The sequence below is a fragment of the Marinovum sedimenti genome, assembly GCF_054052205.1.
In genome coordinates this window covers 17380-36386 of record NZ_CM133223.1, presented here as the reverse complement: position 1 = coordinate 36386, position 19007 = coordinate 17380, and the positions used below count along the sequence as shown (strand labels likewise).

Genomic DNA, 19007 nt, shown 5'->3' with positions numbered 1-19007 from the left:
GCCCCTATCGTTTGTGTGTCACGCCCCCAACGTTTTGGCGATCCACACCAGCAAGACACCAATGGCCAGCGCCATCAAGCCCAGATTGCGGCGCTGCGCCTCGGGCAAGGCGCGCAGCATCTCGAGCATCTGTTCGATAAGCGAAGGGGCCAGCGCATAGGCCAGCCCCTCTACAATCAAGACCAGCCCGAGGGCCAGAAATGCAGTTGCGATCATTGCGTCTGCGTCTCGGTCTCTGCTGCGTCTTCTGCCGGTGCGTCTTCTGCCGGTGCTTCGTCTGCCGGTGCTTCGGGAGCCTCGGGTGCGACCGGAGCGGCTTCAGGTGCAGGTGCGGCAGCTGCCGTTGCCCGCGCAGAGGCGGCTGCGGTGTCTGCTTGCTTGCCGGTATCCGACTTCAGATAGTTGAAGAAATCGCTGTCCGGCGACAGAACCATCGTCGAGTTGCCTTCCTTCAGCGCCCGCTGGTACGCGGTCAGCGACCGGTAGAATTCAAAGAATTCCGGGTCTTCGCCAAAGGCCGCCGCAAAGATGCCGTTCCGCTTGGCGTCAGCTTCACCGCGGATGATCTCGGCCTGACGGGCCGCATCCGACGTCAGTTCCACCACGGTCCGATCCGCCTGCGCGCGCACACGCTGCGCGGCTTCGTTACCACGCGCGCGCTCATCTGTCGCTTCACGCTCACGTTCGGCACGCATCCGCTCAAACGTCGCATCAAGGTTTTCCGCCGGAAGATCAGTACGCTTCAACCGCACGTCGATCAGCTCAAGCCCGAGCTCCAAAGCATCGCCAAGCGCGCCATTGCGGATCCGCAGCATAAGCGCGGCCCGGTCAGAGCTCAGGATGTCATTGGAGGACACCGAACCAAGGATCTCACGGGTTTGGGACCGCAGGATCGAATCGAGCCGGCGCCCCGCCACTTCGATGGCCAGATCACCACCGGCACCGGTGGCCTCACGGAACTTGTTCACGTCGGCAATCCGGTAGCGCGCGAAGGCATCGACCACCAGGCGGCGATCATCCAGCGGCGTCACTTCAAGAGGGTCGACGTCGCGGCTCAGGATACGGTCGTCATAACGCACAACATCCTGAATAAGCGGGATTTTAAAGCTGAGACCGGGGTCTTCCTTGACCGAGACAACCCGACCAAATTGCAGCACCAGCGCCTTTTCACGTTCGTCGACGATGAACAGCGATGACAGCAGAATTGCCACCGCAATCACGACGACCGGCAGAAGATAAGTGGTTTTCCGCATCAGTTCGACCCTTCGGATTGCGTGGCGTTGCGGCGCAACTCATTGAGCGACAGATAAGGCACAACGCCCTGCCCCCCGGCCCCCGGTTCATCAAGGATGATCTTGTCGACGCGGCCCAGAACCTGCTCCATCGTCTCGAGGTACAGACGGCGGCGGGTGACTTCCGGCGCTTTCTGGTACTCGGTCAGAACGGCAGAGAAACGGCTCGCTTCACCTTCGGCCTCGTTGACGACCTGCGCGCGATAGCCTTCGGCCTCTTCCATCAGCTGCGCGGCTTCACCACGCGCCTCGGCAAGCACCCGGTTGGCATAAGCGTCAGCGACGTTTTGCAGCCGGTCCCGTTCCTGCTCGGCGGCTTGCACGTCGCGGAACGCCGCGATTACAGATGCCGGTGGATCGGCTTTGTCAAAGTTCACCCGCACGATGTTCACGCCACTGTCATAGCTGTCGAGCGTGAGCTGGATCAGATCCTGAAGCCGCGAGGCAATGCTGCCCCGGTCACGGTTGAGGATCGGCGCGAGGTCGGATTGCGCAATAATCTCGCGCATCGCCGATTCAGACACCGCCCGGATCGTCGGCTGCGGTTCGCGCAGGTTGAACAGGAATTTCTGCGGATCGTTGATGTTCCACACCACCTGGAAATCGATATCCACGATGTTTTCATCGCCGGTCAGCATCAGGCCCGCATCGCTGCCGCGTCCGCCCACACCGATATCTTCGGTCTGTTCGCGCGTCACCTGAATGACTTCGGCGCTGACAAACGGCCAAGGTGCAAAGTTCAGACCCGGACCGCCGGTGCTGTAATAATCACCAAGGAAAAGCTCGACCGCCTGCTCTTCGGGTTTGACGGTGTAAAAGCTCGCCATCCCCCAAAGTACCAGCGCACCAAGCACGCCAAGGCCGATGGTACCACGAGTCAGCATCGGGCCATTGCCCTTGCCGCCACCGCCGCCGCCATTCGAGCGACCGCCATTGCCGCCACGCCCGCCCATAAGCACGCGCAACTGTTCCTGGCCTTTTTTCATCAGCTCGTCGATTTCAGGCATCTGCGAGTTTTCATCGCCACCCGGACGCCGACCGCCGCCATTGTTGTTGCCGTTGCTGCCGTTGTTGTCGCCCGAGCCGCGCCCGTCGCCTCCCCGACCGCCAGAGCCACCGCCCCAGGGTCCGCCAGAATTGCCTGCCATTTGTGCTTTTCCCTTCAGGTTCGCATCCATCTTTGTCTTCCCCTTAATCTTTGGGGCCAGACCTTCATTTTCAAGCCGTGCGCACCGGAGAACGCATGGTTACCAGTTCTTCGGACATGGTCGGATGCACCGCAACGACCCTGTCAAAATCTTCTTTCGTCGCGCCCATCTTGACGGCAATACCGGCCAGCTGGATCATCTCGCCCGCCTGCGGTGCCACGATGTGACAGCCCAGCACCTTGCGGCTCTTCTGGCTCACAACAAGCTTCATCAGCACGCGGTTGCTTTTGCCCGCAAAGGACGATTGCATCGGTTTGAACGACGAACAATAAACCTCGATCGGCTCTTGCTCGCGCGCCGCCTCTTCCGACAGGCCAATGGTGCCCAGCTCGGGCTGGGTGAACACGGCCGAGGGCACAAGGTCATGATCAACCGGCGTTGGATTGCCTTTGAACACGGTTTCGACAAAGGCCATACCTTCACGGATCGCCACCGGCGTCAGGTTAACCCGGTTGGTCACATCGCCAATGGCATAGACCGAAGGCACCGCCGTCTGGCTGTATGCGTCGACTTCAATCGCGCCTTTGCGGTCGGTGGAAATCCCCACCTCCTCTAGCCCGAGATCCTTGGTGTTGGGCGCGCGCCCGGTGGCGAACATCACCTGATCAAAGACATGTTCGCTGCCGTTGGTGGCCTTGACCCAGATGCCGTCGTCGACCTTTTTCATCTCAAGCACGTTGGTGCCGAGGTGCAGATTGACGCCGCTCTGGATCATCTCTTCCGAAATCAGCCCGCGCGCTTCATCGTCAAAGCCACGCAGGATTTGCGCACCGCGATAAAATTGCGTGGTTTCAACCCCAAGCCCGTTCATGATGCCGGCAAATTCGCAGGCAATAAAGCCGCCGCCGACGATCAGAATACGCTTGGGCAGCGCATCAAGGTGGAAAATCTCGTTCGAGGTGATCGCCAGCTCCGCGCCGGGAATATCGGGTGTCACCGGCCAGCCGCCAGTGGCAATCAGAATATGCTTGGCGGTCTTTCGCTCGCCCGTGGACAGCTCCACCGTATGCGCATCGACCAGCTTGGCACGGGCGTCAAACGTCTCAACCCCGTTGTTTTTCAGGATGTTGCGATAGACGCCTTCCAGACGGTCCAACTCAGACTCAAGCTTGCCGCGGAACGCCGGCCAATCAAACCCACCCGCCATCATCGTCCAGCCGTAGTCCTGCGCTTCCTTGGCCATCTCGCCATAGGTCGACGCAAACACCATCAGCTTTTTGGGCACACAGCCGCGCTGAACGCAGGTGCCGCCATAGCGATCTTCTTCGGCCAATGCCACTTTGGCCCCGGCCTCGCCCGAGGCAACACGTGCAGCGCGCACGCCGCCAGAGCCGCCGCCGATGACAAACAGGTCGTAATCAAATGCCATGAAGGCTCCTTTAGTCGCGTTTCCAGTCGCCGAGATCGGCAAACATGTTGTCGTCTTCCACGAATTCGATCCTGTCGGCCTCGACTTCGCCGGTGTTGATATCACGCAGCTCAATCCGCCCGTCACCGAACCCAACAATCACTGTGTCGCAGATATCCACGAAAAGCCCGTTTTCAACGACTCCGGGAATTTGATTGAGCACCATCGCCAATTGCCGCGCGTCGCCGATGCGACCCAGATGCAGATCAAGGATGTGGTTGCCCTCGTCGGTCACATAGGGCGCATCGCCGGTCATCCGCAGGGTGGATTCGCGGCCCATAACGTCCATCGACACCAACAATTCTTCGATCAGCGCCTGCGAGGTTGGCCAGCCAAACGGGATCACTTCGACCGGCAGCGGGAAGGCGCCCAGATGCTCGACCCGTTTGGCAGCATCGGCAATCACGATCATCTGGTCCGAGGCGGTTGCCACGATCTTTTCCTGAAGCAGCGCACCGCCGCCACCCTTGATCAGGTTGAAATCGCTATCAAATTCATCGGCACCGTCAATCGTGACATCAAGCCAGCGCGCCTCGTCGAGGCTGATCACCGTGATGCCGACATCGCGCGCCAGTTCGGCGGTGCGAGTCGATGTCGGAACGCCACGAAACCGCAGCCCCTCTTCACGCACGCGCTCTCCAAGACAGCGGACCAGCCATGCGGCGGTTGACCCGGTTCCCAGACCGACGCGCATCCCATCCTCGACAAAATCGGCGGCGCGCTTGGCGGCGACGAACTTGGCCTTGTCGATGGGCGATAATTCTCCGGACATGTGCAGCGACTCCCTCAATCTTCGCAAGGTTATAGGAAATCGCGCATGGGGTTGCGAGGCCGTTTTGCCCGTCATATCGCCGGAAACGCGGTGTTTTCGCCCCCGAGCGGCGCAATCGGCTCTGCAATGGGCCGCAATACCCTTAAACCTGTCGTTTTCGGGGGTTGGCAGCGGCGCGTTGGGCGGTATCACTCGGGGCACCGCCACACGTCGCGCTGAAGAGCGCGCCACACCAAGGGAGCGCCGCCTGATGTTTCTGTCCGTCTTCGAAATGTTCAAAGTGGGCATCGGCCCGTCGTCGTCGCACACCATGGGGCCGATGGTCGCCGCCGCGATGTTTCTGGAAAAGATGCGCGCGTCTCCTTTTGATTTCAGCGGCTTGCAGGCCACTCTTCACGGATCTCTGGCGTTTACCGGCGTCGGCCACGCCACCGACCGCGCCACCATCCTTGGCCTCGCCGGGTTCACCCCCGACAGTTACGACGCCGCCAAAGCCGACGCGGAACTGGCCCGCATCCACGCCGAAAAGTCGATCAAGCCCAAGGGTTTGGGCACGCTGTCGTTTGACCCCAAGGCCGATCTGACGTTCGATTTCGGGCCAAATCTGCCCGGTCACGCCAATGGCATGGTGCTGCGCGCCACCGATGCCCAAGGCGACGTGATCCTGTCGGAAACCTATTATTCCATCGGCGGCGGATTTGTCATGACCGAGGCCGAGTTGGCCGATGGCCGCGACAAAGACGATGGCAATCCGGTGCCCTTCCCGTTTAAGAGCGCTGCGGAAATGCTTGAAATGGCGGCATCTTCTGGCAAGAGCATTGCCGAGATGAAGCGCGCCAACGAGATTTCGCGCGGCGGGCATGACCAGCTGACCAAAGGGTTGGACCGGGTCTGGCAGGTGATGAACGATTGCATCGACCGCGGTTTGCAGGTCGACGGAATCTTGCCCGGCGGGCTGAATGTGCGCCGCCGGGCGCGCGGCATTCACGATGCTTTGATCGCAGAACGCGGGATGAACCAATCGGCGCCGCACACGATCAACGATTGGATGAGCGCCTATGCGATGGCGGTGAATGAGGAAAACGCCGCCGGAAATCAGGTGGTAACTGCGCCCACCAATGGCGCGGCAGGGGTTGTGCCGGCGGTGATCCGCTATTGGCTTGACCATGTGCCGGGGGCGAGCCGCGCCGGTGTGCCGGAATTCCTGCTGACCGCCTCGGCCATCGGCGGGCTGGTCAAGTTCAACGCTTCGATCTCGGGGGCCGAGGCCGGCTGTCAGGCAGAGGTCGGATCGGCGGCGGCGATGGCCGCGGCGGGACTGTGTGCCGTGATGAGGGGCACGCCCGAACAGGTTGAAAATGCGGCGGAAATCGCGTTGGAGCATCACCTTGGCATGACCTGCGATCCGGTCAAGGGCTTGGTGCAGGTGCCCTGTATCGAGCGCAACGGTTTGGGTGCGATCAAGGCGGTTTCGGCGGCAAGTCTGGCCCTGCGCGGCGATGGCAAACACTTTGTGCCACTGGATGCGGTGATCGAAACCATGCGCCAGACCGGGGCCGATATGCACGAGAAGTACAAGGAAACCTCGCTTGGCGGGCTGGCGGTGAACGTTCCGAACTGCTGAGACCAAATGACAAAGGCCGGAGCGTTGCCCCGGCCTTTTGTTCGTTTTGTCAGAGCGGTTTATCCCGCTGCGCGTTTGTCCGGGCGAAAGCCGATGCTGTCGGAGGCAGCAAAGCGGCCACCGTCGACTTTTTCGATTTTGCCGTCGCGCAGGAGCTGGCCAAAACTGCGCAGACGGTCTTCGCGGCTGCTGTCGGCAGGCTCGACCTGGCGCACTTTGGTCATCAGTTGCGGGCGCGAAAACTGGTCGCGACCCTCAACAAACGCCATGTAAGACGCGGCAGCTTCCAGAAGCTCGGGCAGACGGTTGGCCCCCACTTCTTCGGCGAAAGCCGCGAAACCGCCGGCTTCTTCTTCCTCACGCTCCAGCGGCATTTGCACCCGGCGCGGACGCACCGAACGGGCGACGGTGCCGGGGGCCGGGACTTCGTTCTCCGGCAGGTCAACACGCTGTTCAGCCACCAGTTTGAGCGGGGCCACCTTGGGGCGCTCTTGATCGGCTTCGGCATTGCGACGCGGGCGCACGGCGGCGGCCAGATCATCGCGGTATGCGCCGCGCGGATCGCTTGTGGCATCGGCACTGTCGGATTGGCCACGGTCGGCGCGGGTGGCGGCAACGGCGGCCCGCAGGTGCGCAATCGCATTGCGACGCGACCGGCCTTCGGGCTCTTGCAGTTGCTCGTCAGTGGCGGCCATCAGGCGCGATACATCGCCCTCGTCCTCGGCAAAGCTATCGCGGCGGTCACGGCGGGCCATGACGCGGACGGCATGCTTTGTTTCGGCGAAATCTTCGTTGATTTCCGGTGCGTCTGCGTCTGTTGTGGTCTTTTCGGTCAATACCGGCGCAGGTGTTTCTTCGCCCGCGACCTCGGCTTCGACCTCGGCCAAGTTGCGCATCAGGTCAGCCTCGTCATCGTCCGACAGGCTGGTTTCAAGCTGCGCCTCTTCGACGGCGCGACGCTTGACCTTGACCACGCGAACCGGACGGCGCGGGGCCACCCGGCGCGGCGCGACAGAGGCCGCATCGGCATCGGTTTCGACCTCAGCCGCGTCTTCGGTCAGATCCGCTGCGACAGCGGGTTCGGCTGTGTCTTCGTCAGCCACGTCAACCTCAGCGGTGATCGCCTCGGAAATTGCGGCGGCTTCGTCGGTGAGGGTCTCTTCCGCAGTCTCGGCAATCGCTTCGGCGCTATCGATCTCGGCGGCTTCATCGGTTGCGATGAGCACGTCTTCGCCCTCGCCCGATGCCAGCGTCGACATGATATTGCCCAGCAACGCCGCGTCATCCGCCGGGGCGGTTTCATCGGTGTCAGCAACGTCAAGCGCCTCGGACAGATCCTCGGCTTCGACTTCGGCGGTGATCTCTTCGTCAGCCGCGACGGAAGGCGTTTCGTCGATCAGCACGTCTTCGATCCGGATCTCTTCCGCCGCAGGCGCGTCCTCAGCGCTCACTGCCACGGCGTCTTCGACAACGGGCTGCTCCACTGCGACTTCGGCCTGGCGACGCTCGGCAGAGGCCGACGACACCACGGCCCGAATCCGCGCCAGTTTCTCGGCGATGGATTCCGGCACGCGCTCGGGCTTGGCCGCCTCGATGTCGAATTCCACCGCGGGCTCGGCCTGAACGGTCACGGCGTTGGCAACGGGTGCCTCGCCTTCATCGTCTTCGGCGTCCTGCACCTCTTCGAGTGCGGGCTGTTGAACGGCCTCATCAAAACCCTCGGTCAGCGCGGCAGCAACAGCTTCGAGCTCTGCATCGAAGTCATCATCCTCGGCAACAGCTTCAAGCTCTGCATCAAAATCGTCATCCTCGGCAACATCGGCGTCAGACAGATCAAGCGCAGTGTCCGGGCTGTCAGCCACCTCTGGCGCGGTCTCAGCTTCAACATCGGCGGGGGCTTGCGCGTCCACCTCTGGCGCGATCTGAGGCGCGTCGTCCGCTTCGTCGGCGGTCTCGGCCTCGGTCGCTGCGGGCAGCGACGGGCGCAAAACAATGCCGTCATTTTCAAACCGGGCCTCAACCCGGCGGGAAATCTCTTTCTCGGCAATCCGCGCCAGCATCTCTGCATCGGGCGTCGGGGGTTCGGCGCCGAAGTATCGATCGTCGCCTGCCAGATCGCGGAAGTATTCCGCAATCGCCTTCATGGTCTCAAAGGATTCGTCGAACCCCTCCAACGTGCACGAAAAGGTGCCGTATGAGACGGTCAGTATTTTATTTGTCTGTACCATCGGATGCTCGCCTTCCAAATACCTGCAAGGTCATGTTTATCATGATGGTCCCGGCCAAAGCGGCCCGAATCTGTGCCAGTGAACGTATCATTTCATGACTAGAATGTGACCTAACTCCTAAATAACGGCTAAAATGCCATGAATCACCCGATTGTTTCTGCCCAAGAGCCAGTATTATTGGTCGGAGGTGGAGAATTCCGCCACGCCGACCTTATTGTCGCCCAAAACTGGGCCAAACGCGCGGTTGCGGCGGATGGCGGGGCCAAAGTTCTGTTGCGCCATGGGGTCGTGCCCGAGGCGGTGATCGGCGATTTCGATTCTCTCGACGCCGCGACACGGGCCGCCCTGCCCGCCAGCGCGCTGCACCATATCAGCGAACAAGACAGCACCGATTTCGACAAATGCCTGCGCAATATCGCGGCACCGCTGATCCTCGGGCTGGGGTTTCTCGGCGCGCGGGTGGATCATCAGCTGTCGGTGTTCAATCGGCTGGCTGCCCGCCCCGAGAGCCCCTGTGTGCTGATCGGGCGCGAGGATATCGTGTTTCACGCCCCGCCCCGGCTTGACCTGTCACTGGATGTCGGCACGCGGGTCTCGCTGTTTCCGATGCGGCCGGTTCAGGGGCAGAGCGTGGGATTGCGCTGGCCGATAGACGGGTTGGATTTTGCACCGGGCGCGCGGGTTGGCACCTCGAACGAAGCCTCGGCGACGCGGGTGCAGCTGTGGATGGACACGCCGGGGATGCTGGTGATCTTGCCGCGCGACTGTATCGATGAGGTGGTCAGGGCTGTTCAATCAGCGGCGTCCGCGCCATGGACCGCTCGCGGATGACGATGTAAAGCCCGGCGGCCATTGTCACGCAGATGCCGAGCAGCGCCAATCCGTTGGGCAGATCGGCAAAAATCAGCCAGCCGAACAGCACCGCCACCGGGATTTCAAGATACTGCACCGGCGCGAGTGTCGCCGAGGGGGCGTAACGCAAGCTCCAGGTCATCAGCAGATGCGCCATGGTTCCGGTGATGCCGACCGCGATCAGAAGTGAGACTTCGCGCGGCACCAAGGCGACGTAATGCGCCGTCGTGCTGTCGAAGATCACCAACCAAAGCGAGACTGGTACCAGAAGGGCGCTGGCCATGACGCCATTGACCGCCTGAAGCGAAACCGGGTCAATCTCGCGCGCGATGTGGCGCGTGACCAGCATGAACAGCGCAAAGATCACCGCCACCAGCAGCGGCACCAAGGCGGGCCAGCCGACATCCACAAAGGTGGGCTGCACCACCATCAAGGTGCCGAGGAACCCGACGGCACAGGCCCACATCCGGCGCGCGCCGATCTCTTCGCCCAACACGTAATGCCCGAGCAGCAGCATCAGGAACGGCATGACATAGGCGATGGCGATGGCTTCGGCGATGGGCAGATAGCGCAGCGACACAAAGACCGCAGCGATTCCCGCGATATGCAGCACCGCGCGCAGCCAAGCCAGCCAGAACACCCGGCGCGACATGCGCCAAACCCGGCCGGATAGGGCGACAACCACGCTCAGGACCACCGCCTGGATCAGGAACCGTATGGTGAGGATTTCGATCAGCGGGACAGATTCGCCCAACAGCTTGACCATCGCATCGCCCAGCGGTGCGAGCACGCAAAACCCCAGCGCCAGAAGGATGCCGAGGAAGGGCTTGTCGTGCGGATGGCGTGCGGGGGTGTGGTCCATGGCGAAGGCTAGGCCAAACTGGAATTCGCGCTCAACCTTGACGCAAGGGAAGTGAGGGGCGAATTGACGCCCGGCTCACAGTTTTCAGGCGTTTGGTTCAGGCGTTTGGGTCCTGTGGGGTTTCGTCGGGATCGGCTTGGCCGACCCCGCGAAAGATAAACCGGAATGGCAGCGCCCAGACGATGCCAAGCACCACATAGACCAGTAGCTCGACCAGTATCGACGGGCGGTCGAGCAAGTTCACGATGCTGACCGCCGCAACGATATAAAGCGGCAAGCCGATGAGCAGGATCACCAGCGACCAGCGGCGGCGTGCCTTGTAGCTTAGACCTTTGCGACCGGTCATATGCGCCTCAATCCGAAAACGGATCGGTGACGAGAATGGTGTCGTCCCGCTCAGGCGAGGTCGACAGCAGCGCAACCGGGCAATCGATCAGCTCTTCGATGCGACGCACGTATTTCACCGCATTTCCGGGCAGTTCAGACCAGCTGCGCGCGCCCTCGGTGCTTTCGGACCAGCCCGGCACTTCTTCATAAATCGGCTTGCAGCGCGCCTGTTGATCGGCGGCGGTGGGCAGGTAATCCAGATGCGTGCCGTCAAGGTCGTAGCCGGTGCAGATCTTGAGCGTCTCAAAGCCGTCAAGCACGTCGAGCTTGGTCAGCGAGATACCATTGACGCCCGAGGTGGCGCAGGTCTGGCGCACCAGAGCGGCGTCAAACCAGCCACAGCGGCGCTTGCGACCGGTGGTGGTGCCAAACTCGTGGCCGCGTTCGCCAAGGCGCTGGCCGTCGGCGTCGTCAAGCTCGGTTGGGAACGGGCCTTCGCCGACGCGGGTGGTATAGGCTTTGACGATGCCAAGGACGTAATCAATCGCGCCGGGGCCGATGCCCACACCGGTGGCCGCCTGCCCCGCGATCACGTTGGAGGAGGTGACAAAGGGATAGGTGCCGAAATCGATGTCGAGCAGCGCGCCCTGTGCACCTTCAAACAGGATGCGTTTGCCGGCCTTGCGCTTTTCGTTCATCACCTTCCAGACGGGGGCAGCGTATTCGAGGATCTTCGGGGCCACCTCGAGGAGGAGCGCCACGAGACCGTCGCGGTCAATCGCCTCAACGCCAAGCCCCTTGCGGAGCGGATCGTGGTGCTGCAACGCGCGGTCGACGCGGGCCTCAAGCGTGGCGGGATCGGCCAGATCGGCAACACGGACGGCGCGGCGGCCAACCTTGTCTTCGTAACAAGGGCCAATGCCGCGTCCGGTGGTGCCGATCTTGGTGCCCTTGGAGGCGGCCTCTTCACGGGCACGGTCAAGCTCGCCATGATACGGCAGGATCAGCGGCGTGTTTTCCGCGATCATCAGGGTCTCGGGGGTGATCTCAACGCCTTGAGCGCGGATCGTTTCGATCTCTTGCAGCAGGTTCCACGGGTCGAGCACGACGCCATTGCCGATCACCGACAGTTTGCCACCGCGCACAACGCCAGACGGCAGCGCGTGCAGCTTGTAGACCTTGCCGTCGATCACAAGAGTGTGGCCCGCATTGTGTCCGCCCTGAAAGCGCGCGATCACATCGGCGCGTTCGCTCAGCCAGTCCACAATCTTGCCTTTTCCCTCGTCGCCCCATTGAGCGCCGACCACGACTACATTGGCCATCAGCATCGTCCCTTTCTGTCCGAGTTCCGGAGTCAAACCCGCGCCGATATACCCAAGCCTTGCGCCGCGCGAAACCGTGAAATTGCACTTGTCGCTACATCGCAACGAACGGTGACAAAATCCGGGAACGGATTTTGGTCCGAATTTTGGAAAATTCGGGCTCCGCCTGCCGCGCGCGCTCCGCAGACTGGACAGCGCCGCGCGATGAAGTAAGTCTCAGCCTGAACAGTCAGTTTCGGAGAGTGTGATGGGATTTTTCGTCCGTTGGATATTCGCGTTCGGTCTTGTCGCGGCCACCATTAACCCGACCGAGTATAATTTCATCGGTTGGGCCTTGCGCTCTTATACCACTCAACTGCCGTTGGTGATCCTTCTGGGGCTGCTTCTTCTTGTGGGCTACATTATCTATCTGCGCGCCACCCTGCGCTCGATCGGGGGTTTGGGGATGTTTCTGGTGGCCGCCATTGTCGGTGCCTTGCTTTGGGTGCTGTATGACTTCGGCGTGCTGACGCTCGACAATCAGGCGCTGAACACCTGGCTGGGGATTTTCGCGCTGTCGCTGGTTCTGGCCATCGGTTTGAGCTGGTCCATCGTGCGGCGGCGTTTGTCGGGACAGGCGGATGTGGATGACGTGGATGCCTGAGGGTTTGCTGCGTTGAAGGGTTGGAGATTTGGGGGCTCTGCCCCCCGGTCTGCGACCGCCCCCCGCGGTATTTTTGAACAGAAGAAGACCTGAGGTGCGTATTGACGCAGCGAGCTGTGCTTTCCTGACTGCGTTGCGGGTTGCGCGCCCTGATCTTTCCGCCTACATAGCCCGGCAACACGATACCCGCGAGGCTTTATGGAAAACGTTGTCCTGATTATCCACCTGCTGTTGGCGCTCGGCCTGATTGGCGTTGTGCTCATGCAGCGTTCCGAAGGTGGCGGCCTTGGTATGGGTGGCGGCGGAGCCGTTGCCGGACGCTCGGCGGCGACTGCCCTTGGCAAGATCACCTGGATCCTCGCCGCGGCCTTTATCGTGACCTCGATCACACTCACCGTGATCGCAGCGCAGAACTCTGCTGGGACGTCGGTTGTTGATCGTCTGACCCCGCCTGCGGCAGAGACCGGCGATGATACGCCGTCTACGCCCAGCCTTCCGGGTGACGATCTGCTGCCTCCGGGTGCGGACGAGAATGCACCTTTGGTGCCGCGGGCCGAGTAAACCCGCCAAAAGCGCCGGGTTTTCCCCGGCGCGCCTACAATCCATTGAGATATCCAGCCTGATCGCAACAGTATCTTGCGGTCGGCTTGTCAATTCCACGCGAATCCTATAACAGTAGGGTCCCGTGGTACTGCGGTTTTTTGGCCTCTGGCCGCGCAGTCGAATCTAGCTTGATCACGGGAGTTTCCACCAGCATGGCGCGCTTTATCTTCATCACCGGCGGTGTCGTTTCTTCGCTTGGTAAAGGGTTGGCTTCGGCCGCTCTGGGCGCGTTGCTGCAAGCACGGGGCTTCTCGGTTCGGTTGCGCAAGCTTGACCCCTATCTCAACGTTGATCCCGGCACGATGAGCCCGTTTGAGCATGGCGAGGTGTTTGTGACCGATGACGGCGCCGAGACCGATCTCGACCTTGGTCATTACGAGCGCTTTACCGGTGTGGCCGCGCGGATGACGGATTCGGTCTCGTCAGGGCGGATCTACTCCAACGTGCTGGAGAAAGAACGCCGTGGCGATTATCTTGGCAAGACGATCCAAGTGATCCCGCATGTGACCAATGAGATCAAAGATTTCATCTCGATTGGCGAGGATGAGGTCGACTTCATGCTCTGCGAGATTGGCGGCACTGTTGGCGATATCGAAGGCCTGCCGTTCTTTGAAGCGATCCGCCAGTTCTCCCAAGACAAGCCGCGTGGACAGTGCATTTTCATGCATCTGACGCTGTTGCCTTGGATGAAAGCCGCCGGTGAGTTGAAGACCAAGCCGACCCAGCACAGCGTCAAAGAGCTCCGCTCGATCGGCATTGCGCCCGACATTCTGGTGTGCCGTTCTGAGGGGCCGATCCCCGCCAAGGAACGCGAAAAGCTGGCGCTGTTCTGTAATGTGCGCCCCGACAGCGTGATTGCCGCGCAGGATATGTCGACCATCTATGACGCGCCTTTGGCGTACCACCGCGAGGGGCTTGATCAGGCGGTTCTCGATGCATTCCAGATCAGCCCCGCCCCCAAGCCCGACCTGTCGAAGTGGGAAAACGTCAGCGACCGTATCCACAACGCCGAAGGCGAAGTGCGGGTGGCGATTGTTGGCAAATACACCCAGCTTGAGGACGCCTATAAATCCATCGCCGAGGCGCTGACCCATGGCGGTATCGCCAACCGGGTGCGGGTCAAGGTGGAATGGGTCGATGCCGAATTGTTCGACCGCGAAGATCCGGCGATCTACCTGCAAGGCTTCCACGCGATCCTTGTGCCCGGCGGCTTTGGCGAACGCGGCACCGAGGGCAAGATCAAGGCGGCGCAGTTCGCGCGCGAGCACAAGGTGCCCTATCTCGGCATCTGTCTTGGCATGCAGATGGCTGTCATCGAAGCGGCGCGCAACGTGGCCGGCGTTGCCGGTGCCGGGTCGGAAGAGTTTGACCACGAAGCTGGCAAGAAACGGTTCGAGCCGGTGGTCTATCACCTCAAGGAATGGGTGCAGGGCAACGAAAAAGTCTCGCGCTCGGCGGGGGATGACAAGGGCGGCACGATGCGCCTTGGTGCCTATGACGCCACGCTGAAAGACGGCTCGAAAGTGGCGCAGATTTATGGCGGCACTGCCATCGATGAGCGCCACCGTCACCGCTATGAGGTGGATATCAAGTACCGCGACCAGTTGGAAAAGCACGGGCTGGTGTTCTCGGGCATGTCGCCGGATGGCAAGCTGCCCGAGATCGTGGAGTGGCAGGATCACCCGTGGTTTATCGGCGTTCAATTCCACCCCGAGCTGAAGTCGAAACCGTTCGAACCGCATCCGCTGTTCAAGGATTTCGTGCGGGCGGCAAAAGAGATTTCGCGGTTGGTGTGACAACCGCGAGCACACCAGTGATGGCGCGGCATCTGAATTTCAGGTGCCGATGCGCATGCGTCTATTTGTATCGAGATGCCTTCGTCGATAGGCGCGAGCCGCGTCCGCCCCTGCCCGGTTTGCGTTTGCAGTGAGGGGGTAAGCCGGGTTTGAGCCCGGCTTACGATTTCTCAAAGCGCGATGCGGAACAGGGCGAACCCGGTGTCCGACATGCCCGCCTCTTCCAGCGATACACCCGGCACGCTGTCAGCGTACCCTGCCCCCGCTGGCCCGGTCTCGAAGATCACCGTGGTGCCCTCCATCGGCGCGAATGACCAATTGCCGTCGGCACGCGGGCTGATGGTGCCTTTTTCCACGATATAGCGCACGATCACGTCGCGGTTGGTGTCGGGGCCTTCAAACACAGTCGTCTCGGGTGAGACTCCGGGGAACGCGCCCCCGCCCCCCGCGCGATAGTTGTTGGACGCGATGATGAACTCCTGCGCCGGATCAAGCGGCGCGCCGTTGTACATCAGGTTGACGATGCGGTTCGCGCCTTCGTTCTCCAGCTCGCCTTTCGGCTCGAATTTCGACGGCTGCGACAGGTCGATCTGATAGGTCACCCCGTCCATCACATCGAAGTTGTAGCTTGGGAACGCGGGGTTCAACAGCACAGCATCCTGCGCCCCCGGCTCGATCTGGTTGAACATGCCCGCCGAGCGTTCGAGCCAGTCCTTGACCTGCGCCCCCGTCACCCGGACGGCGCGCACCGTGTTGGGATAGAGGTACAGATCCGAGACGTTCTTGATCGCCACATCGCCCACCGCAACATCGGTGAAATACTCTGGCCCACCCCGGCCCCCGGCCTTGAACGGGGCCGCAGCGGACAGGATCGGCAGACCCTCATGCGGGGTGCCGACCATCATCTGCTCGATATACCAGGTCTGGGCGTTTGACACGATCTGCACAGACGGATCATCGGCCACCAAGGCGAAATACGAATGCAACGGCGCGTCGGTCTTGCCCACCGCGCGGCGCACATAGGCGAGGGTTTCGTCGTGCTCGGCCTGCGCGGCCTCAAGCACCACCGGCACGCTGTCGACCAGCGGCGTGATCTTGCGATCTTCGCCGCGCTCATAGATCGGCCGCGCCTCAGAGGTGTGCGACAGCACCCGCCAGCCCGCGCCATCACGTTCGATCATCAGGTCGATCAGCCCCATGTGCGAGCCCCAAAAGCCGCCCATCACGCCGGGTTTGCCCATGATCGTACCGGTAGCAACGTCGACCCCGGCAAAGTCGGCATAGGTCGACGACGGAAACACAAGGTGGCTGTGGCCAGTCAGGATCGCGTCTATGCCATCGACAGCGGCGAGCGGCACGGCAGCGTTCTCCATCCCCTCGGCCGCGTCCGCCGACCCGATTCCGGAGTGCGACAGCGCCACGACCAAGTCACACCCCGCTTCGCGCATCTGCGGCACATAGGCCTTCGCGGCTTCAAGAATATCACGCGCCATCACGTTGCCTTCAAGGTGGCGGCGATCCCAGTTCATCACCTGCGGCGGCACAAAGCCAATCAGACCGACGCGAATGGGATGCTCTTCGCCCGCGCCATCGGTGACTTTGTGATCAAGGATCACGTAAGGCGGCAACAGGGTTTCGTCTTCGGTCGGGGTCGCCCCCAGCTTTTTGACGATATTGGCGCAGACCACAGGGAAATTCGCCCCTGCCAGCGATTTCTCAAGGAAGGACAGCCCGTAGTTGAACTCGTGATTGCCCAGCGTCGAGGCATCGAACCCGAGTGCATTCATCGCGGCAATGACCGGGTGCATATCGCCATCTTTCATGCCGCGCTCATAGGCGATGTAATCGCCCATCGGGTTGCCCTGAAGGAAATCGCCATTGTCGATCAAAAGCGCATTTGTCGCCTCGGCGCGGATGTCGCCAATCAGTGCAGCGGTGCGCGCCAGGCCCACCGTATCATTGGGTTTGTCGCTGTAATAATCATAGGGAAAGACGTGCACATGCAGATCGGTTGTTTCCATGATGCGCAGGTGCGCCTGATTGCCAGCGGCACTTACCGAGAAGGGATGCAACGCGACAAACCCCGCGGTACTGGCCAGAAAACCACGTCGTGACAAGGACATAGGCATGAGAAAACTCCCCTGAGTGTTGGATGGCGGTATACGACTCCGTAGATGCTACACCTCTATTTCAAAATCACGAAGACCGGATGACAGCGTGCGCGACGGCTTGCCCAAGCCTTTGCACAAGGGTAGCGTCGCGCGCATGACAGAGACCTTCGCCTGCACCTGTGGTGCCACCGAGTGGCATGTAACCGCACCCAAAACCGGCAACCGGCTGCTGTGCTACTGCGCCGATTGCCAAACCTTTCTGCGCCATCTCGGCTCGGACACGGTGACAGACACCGGCGGCGTCGATCTGCTTCAGATCACGCCGGCCCAGATCACCTTTGCCCGCGGTGCCGAAAATCTCGGGCTGCTGAAACTCTCGCCCAAGGGGCTGTCGCGCTGGCACACCACCTGTTGCAACACGCCGGTGGCCAATACGTTGAAATCGGCCAAGCTGCCGTTTGTGTCGCTGATGTGCGCGGCGCATCAGGGCGAGGATACGGCGCTTGGCCCGGTGCGCGCACATGTGAATACGGTTTGGGCCAAAGGGCCGGGCAAACCGACGAAAGACAGCGGCCTAGGGCGGCTTATGCGGGTCTTCGCCCGCAATCTGGTGGTGGGCCGACTGTCTGGAAAGTGGAAAGCGACCCCCTTCTTTGCGCCGCCCGATTGGGCACCGATGGCCAAACCGCATGTGATCAGCAAGGAAGAGCGCTTTCGCGCCCGCCCCTGACGCTACGTTATCGCGGCCAAGGCGGCATTTGACATCTGCGGTGTCGACAAGGCGGCACCAAAGGCTAATCCTGTGGAAAACGAATAACCCGCCAAGGGAAATACCGACAGAGGAGACAGCCATGCCCACGATATTTGACCGCCTGACCCGGATGTTCAGCGGCGAAGCCCCGCCCAAACAGCCCCTGCCCGCGCTTGACGCCGCCCATGCGCTTGGCGCGCTTTTGGTACGGGTGGCCAAGGCCGATCACGTCTATCTGTTCGAGGAGCTTGAGCAGATCGACCGTATCCTCGCACTGCGCAATGGCCTCAATCCGGTTGCCGCGGCCAAGATGCGGGCCGAATGCGAGCGTTTGGAAGAGGCGGTGCCCGACACGCCGGAGTTTGTCGAAAAGCTGCGTGAGGCGGTGGACTACGAAGACCGGCGCAAGATTGCCGAGGCGCTCTGGGCCGTGGTGATTGCCGACGGCGTGCAGGAAGAGCACGAAGTGGCGTTGGTGGATCTGGTCGAAGAAATGCTCGGCGTGTCGATTGACCATAGCCAAGAAGCGCGCGAGGCCGCGCAAAGCATCAGCTGAAGGCCTGACCATGCATGTTTTTCGCCACGCCTGCGCGTGTCGACAGGCTGGGGGCCAGCCCCCAGACCCCCGAGGGGGCAGCGCCCCCTATATACACCAGCGGCTGTAACCGAGGCGCGCGACATCCGCTTGGCCCCCGCGCCGCTTGGCCCTATATATCCCCCATGTTTGCTGATTTCCTCAAGCGGCTGACCCAGCCCGAGCCCGCCTCCTTGCCCGACGACGACGCACGCCTTGCGCTGACCGCGCTTTTGGTGCGCGTGGCCCGGTCGGACGAAAGCTATGACGATGATGAACGCGCGCTGATCGACAAGATCGCCGCCGGTCGCTTCGGTCTTTCGCCGTTTGAAGCCACCGCCCTGCGCAAAGAGGCCGAGCAATTGGAAACCGAGGCCCCCGACACCGTGCGCTTTACCCGCGCGATCAAGGATCAGGTGCCGTTCGAGGCGCGGATCGGTGTGATCGAGGCGCTGTGGCAAGTGGTGCTGGCCGATGGCGAACGCGACGACGCCGAGAATGCGCTGCTGCGCATGGTTGCGCCGATGCTGGGGATCAATGACCGCGACAGCGCGCTTGCCCGGCAACGTGTCGACAAGGGCTAAAGGATACGCACAGGGCTTCCGAAACGGGCTATCGTGGCGGCAACTCCGGC

18 protein-coding genes are annotated in these 19007 nt (G+C 61.7%); 8 read left to right on the top strand and 10 right to left on the bottom strand.

The annotated features are described in order from the left end of the window. Positions 1–18: 18 nt before the first annotated feature. The 5 genes from ACW9UO_RS00170 to rpiA all read right to left on the bottom strand — a co-directional run bounded on the left by ACW9UO_RS00170 (position 19) and on the right by rpiA (position 4680). Complete coding sequence (locus ACW9UO_RS00170) at positions 19–216, bottom strand: DUF2065 domain-containing protein (RefSeq protein WP_457087031.1); 198 nt, start codon at positions 214–216, stop codon at positions 19–21. Beyond that, positions 213–1253: a protease modulator HflC gene (hflC, locus tag ACW9UO_RS00165; protein ID WP_457087030.1), complete on the bottom strand. Its 1041-nt coding sequence runs from the start codon at positions 1251–1253 to the stop codon at positions 213–215. Before hflC ends, ACW9UO_RS00170 begins: the two co-directional genes overlap by 4 nt. Continuing rightward, the gene (gene hflK, locus ACW9UO_RS00160; RefSeq protein ID WP_457087029.1) at positions 1253–2440 is read right to left on the bottom strand and encodes an FtsH protease activity modulator HflK; all 1188 of its coding nucleotides are present in this window, start codon (positions 2438–2440) and stop codon (positions 1253–1255) included. Before hflK ends, hflC begins: the two co-directional genes overlap by 1 nt. A 70-nt stretch (positions 2441–2510) precedes the next feature. Next, positions 2511–3869: a glutathione-disulfide reductase gene (gor, locus tag ACW9UO_RS00155; protein ID WP_457087028.1), complete on the bottom strand. Its 1359-nt coding sequence runs from the start codon at positions 3867–3869 to the stop codon at positions 2511–2513. 10 nt (positions 3870–3879) lie between these two features. After that, on the bottom strand, positions 3880–4680 hold the full coding sequence (rpiA, locus tag ACW9UO_RS00150) for a ribose-5-phosphate isomerase RpiA (RefSeq protein ID WP_457087027.1): 801 nt from the start codon (positions 4678–4680) through the stop codon (positions 3880–3882). A 250-nt stretch (positions 4681–4930) separates the two neighbouring features. On the opposite strand from rpiA, the gene ACW9UO_RS00145 reads away from it, so the two are divergent. Further along, on the top strand, positions 4931–6304 hold the full coding sequence (locus ACW9UO_RS00145; RefSeq protein ID WP_457087026.1) for an L-serine ammonia-lyase: 1374 nt from the start codon (positions 4931–4933) through the stop codon (positions 6302–6304). A 59-nt stretch (positions 6305–6363) separates the two neighbouring features. On the opposite strand, the gene ACW9UO_RS00140 is transcribed toward ACW9UO_RS00145, so the two are convergent. Continuing rightward, on the bottom strand, positions 6364–8532 hold the full coding sequence (locus ACW9UO_RS00140; RefSeq protein WP_457087025.1) for a chemotaxis protein CheA: 2169 nt from the start codon (positions 8530–8532) through the stop codon (positions 6364–6366). 138 nt (positions 8533–8670) lie between these two features. On the opposite strand from ACW9UO_RS00140, the gene ACW9UO_RS00135 reads away from it, so the two are divergent. Further along, a complete protein-coding gene (locus ACW9UO_RS00135) occupies positions 8671–9363 on the top strand; it encodes a thiamine diphosphokinase (protein WP_457087024.1) in 693 nt (230 codons plus the stop codon). Here ACW9UO_RS00135 and ACW9UO_RS00130 read toward each other — a convergent pair. The 3 genes from ACW9UO_RS00130 to ACW9UO_RS00120 all read right to left on the bottom strand — a co-directional run bounded on the left by ACW9UO_RS00130 (position 9314) and on the right by ACW9UO_RS00120 (position 11895). Then, the gene (locus tag ACW9UO_RS00130) at positions 9314–10246 is read right to left on the bottom strand and encodes a DMT family transporter (RefSeq protein WP_457087023.1); all 933 of its coding nucleotides are present in this window, start codon (positions 10244–10246) and stop codon (positions 9314–9316) included. The two genes, ACW9UO_RS00135 and ACW9UO_RS00130, sit on opposite strands and share 50 nt — an antisense overlap. 97 nt (positions 10247–10343) lie before the next feature. Continuing rightward, positions 10344–10592: a DUF2842 domain-containing protein gene (locus ACW9UO_RS00125; protein ID WP_457087022.1), complete on the bottom strand. Its 249-nt coding sequence runs from the start codon at positions 10590–10592 to the stop codon at positions 10344–10346. Positions 10593–10599: 7 nt separating this feature from the next. Then, positions 10600–11895, bottom strand: a complete 1296-nt coding sequence (locus ACW9UO_RS00120; RefSeq protein WP_457087021.1) for an adenylosuccinate synthase — start codon at positions 11893–11895, stop codon at positions 10600–10602. Between the two features lie 247 nt (positions 11896–12142). Here ACW9UO_RS00120 and ACW9UO_RS00115 point away from each other — a divergent pair, with 247 nt between their 5' ends. From ACW9UO_RS00115 to ACW9UO_RS00105, 3 genes are all read left to right on the top strand, one after another. Beyond that, the gene (locus ACW9UO_RS00115; RefSeq protein WP_457087020.1) at positions 12143–12538 is read left to right on the top strand and encodes a DUF6524 family protein; all 396 of its coding nucleotides are present in this window, start codon (positions 12143–12145) and stop codon (positions 12536–12538) included. Between the two features lie 198 nt (positions 12539–12736). Further along, positions 12737–13099 (top strand): preprotein translocase subunit SecG, encoded by a 363-nt coding sequence (secG, locus tag ACW9UO_RS00110; protein ID WP_457087019.1) that lies wholly within the window; start codon positions 12737–12739, stop codon positions 13097–13099. Between the two features lie 194 nt (positions 13100–13293). Next, positions 13294–14937: a CTP synthase gene (locus ACW9UO_RS00105; RefSeq protein ID WP_457087018.1), complete on the top strand. Its 1644-nt coding sequence runs from the start codon at positions 13294–13296 to the stop codon at positions 14935–14937. A gap of 170 nt (positions 14938–15107) precedes the next feature. Here ACW9UO_RS00105 and ACW9UO_RS00100 read toward each other — a convergent pair whose 3' ends face one another. Continuing rightward, a complete protein-coding gene (locus tag ACW9UO_RS00100; protein WP_457087017.1) occupies positions 15108–17066 on the bottom strand; it encodes a bifunctional 2',3'-cyclic-nucleotide 2'-phosphodiesterase/3'-nucleotidase in 1959 nt (652 codons plus the stop codon). Positions 17067–17202: 136 nt separating this feature from the next. Here ACW9UO_RS00100 and ACW9UO_RS00095 point away from each other — a divergent pair, with 136 nt between their 5' ends. From ACW9UO_RS00095 to ACW9UO_RS00085, 3 genes are all read left to right on the top strand, one after another. Next, the gene (locus ACW9UO_RS00095; protein ID WP_457087016.1) at positions 17203–17778 is read left to right on the top strand and encodes a DUF6151 family protein; all 576 of its coding nucleotides are present in this window, start codon (positions 17203–17205) and stop codon (positions 17776–17778) included. Positions 17779–17899: 121 nt separating this feature from the next. Further along, the gene (locus tag ACW9UO_RS00090) at positions 17900–18355 is read left to right on the top strand and encodes a tellurite resistance TerB family protein (RefSeq protein WP_457087015.1); all 456 of its coding nucleotides are present in this window, start codon (positions 17900–17902) and stop codon (positions 18353–18355) included. A 164-nt stretch (positions 18356–18519) separates the two neighbouring features. Further along, positions 18520–18957, top strand: coding sequence for a tellurite resistance TerB family protein (locus tag ACW9UO_RS00085; protein WP_457087014.1), 438 nt, complete (start codon positions 18520–18522; stop codon positions 18955–18957). Positions 18958–19007: the final 50 nt, after the last annotated feature.

Bases quoted from the DNA above. Each gene is read 5' to 3' on its own strand.
- ACW9UO_RS00170 (WP_457087031.1), bottom strand. From the start codon at position 216: ATGATCGCAACTGCATTTCTGGCCCTCGGGCTGGTCTTGATTGTAGAG.
- hflC (WP_457087030.1), bottom strand. From the start codon at position 1,253: ATGCGGAAAACCACTTATCTTCTGCCGGTCGTCGTGATTGCGGTGGCA.
- hflK (WP_457087029.1), bottom strand. From the start codon at position 2,440: ATGGCAGGCAATTCTGGCGGACCCTGGGGCGGTGGCTCTGGCGGTCGG.
- gor (WP_457087028.1), bottom strand. From the start codon at position 3,869: ATGGCATTTGATTACGACCTGTTTGTCATCGGCGGCGGCTCTGGCGGC.
- rpiA (WP_457087027.1), bottom strand. From the start codon at position 4,680: ATGTCCGGAGAATTATCGCCCATCGACAAGGCCAAGTTCGTCGCCGCC.
- ACW9UO_RS00145 (WP_457087026.1), top strand. From the start codon at position 4,931: ATGTTTCTGTCCGTCTTCGAAATGTTCAAAGTGGGCATCGGCCCGTCG.
- ACW9UO_RS00140 (WP_457087025.1), bottom strand. From the start codon at position 8,532: ATGGTACAGACAAATAAAATACTGACCGTCTCATACGGCACCTTTTCG.
- ACW9UO_RS00135 (WP_457087024.1), top strand. From the start codon at position 8,671: ATGAATCACCCGATTGTTTCTGCCCAAGAGCCAGTATTATTGGTCGGA.
- ACW9UO_RS00130 (WP_457087023.1), bottom strand. From the start codon at position 10,246: ATGGACCACACCCCCGCACGCCATCCGCACGACAAGCCCTTCCTCGGC.
- ACW9UO_RS00125 (WP_457087022.1), bottom strand. From the start codon at position 10,592: ATGACCGGTCGCAAAGGTCTAAGCTACAAGGCACGCCGCCGCTGGTCG.
- ACW9UO_RS00120 (WP_457087021.1), bottom strand. From the start codon at position 11,895: ATGGCCAATGTAGTCGTGGTCGGCGCTCAATGGGGCGACGAGGGAAAA.
- ACW9UO_RS00115 (WP_457087020.1), top strand. From the start codon at position 12,143: ATGGGATTTTTCGTCCGTTGGATATTCGCGTTCGGTCTTGTCGCGGCC.
- secG (WP_457087019.1), top strand. From the start codon at position 12,737: ATGGAAAACGTTGTCCTGATTATCCACCTGCTGTTGGCGCTCGGCCTG.
- ACW9UO_RS00105 (WP_457087018.1), top strand. From the start codon at position 13,294: ATGGCGCGCTTTATCTTCATCACCGGCGGTGTCGTTTCTTCGCTTGGT.
- ACW9UO_RS00100 (WP_457087017.1), bottom strand. From the start codon at position 17,066: ATGCCTATGTCCTTGTCACGACGTGGTTTTCTGGCCAGTACCGCGGGG.
- ACW9UO_RS00095 (WP_457087016.1), top strand. From the start codon at position 17,203: ATGACAGAGACCTTCGCCTGCACCTGTGGTGCCACCGAGTGGCATGTA.
- ACW9UO_RS00090 (WP_457087015.1), top strand. From the start codon at position 17,900: ATGCCCACGATATTTGACCGCCTGACCCGGATGTTCAGCGGCGAAGCC.
- ACW9UO_RS00085 (WP_457087014.1), top strand. From the start codon at position 18,520: ATGTTTGCTGATTTCCTCAAGCGGCTGACCCAGCCCGAGCCCGCCTCC.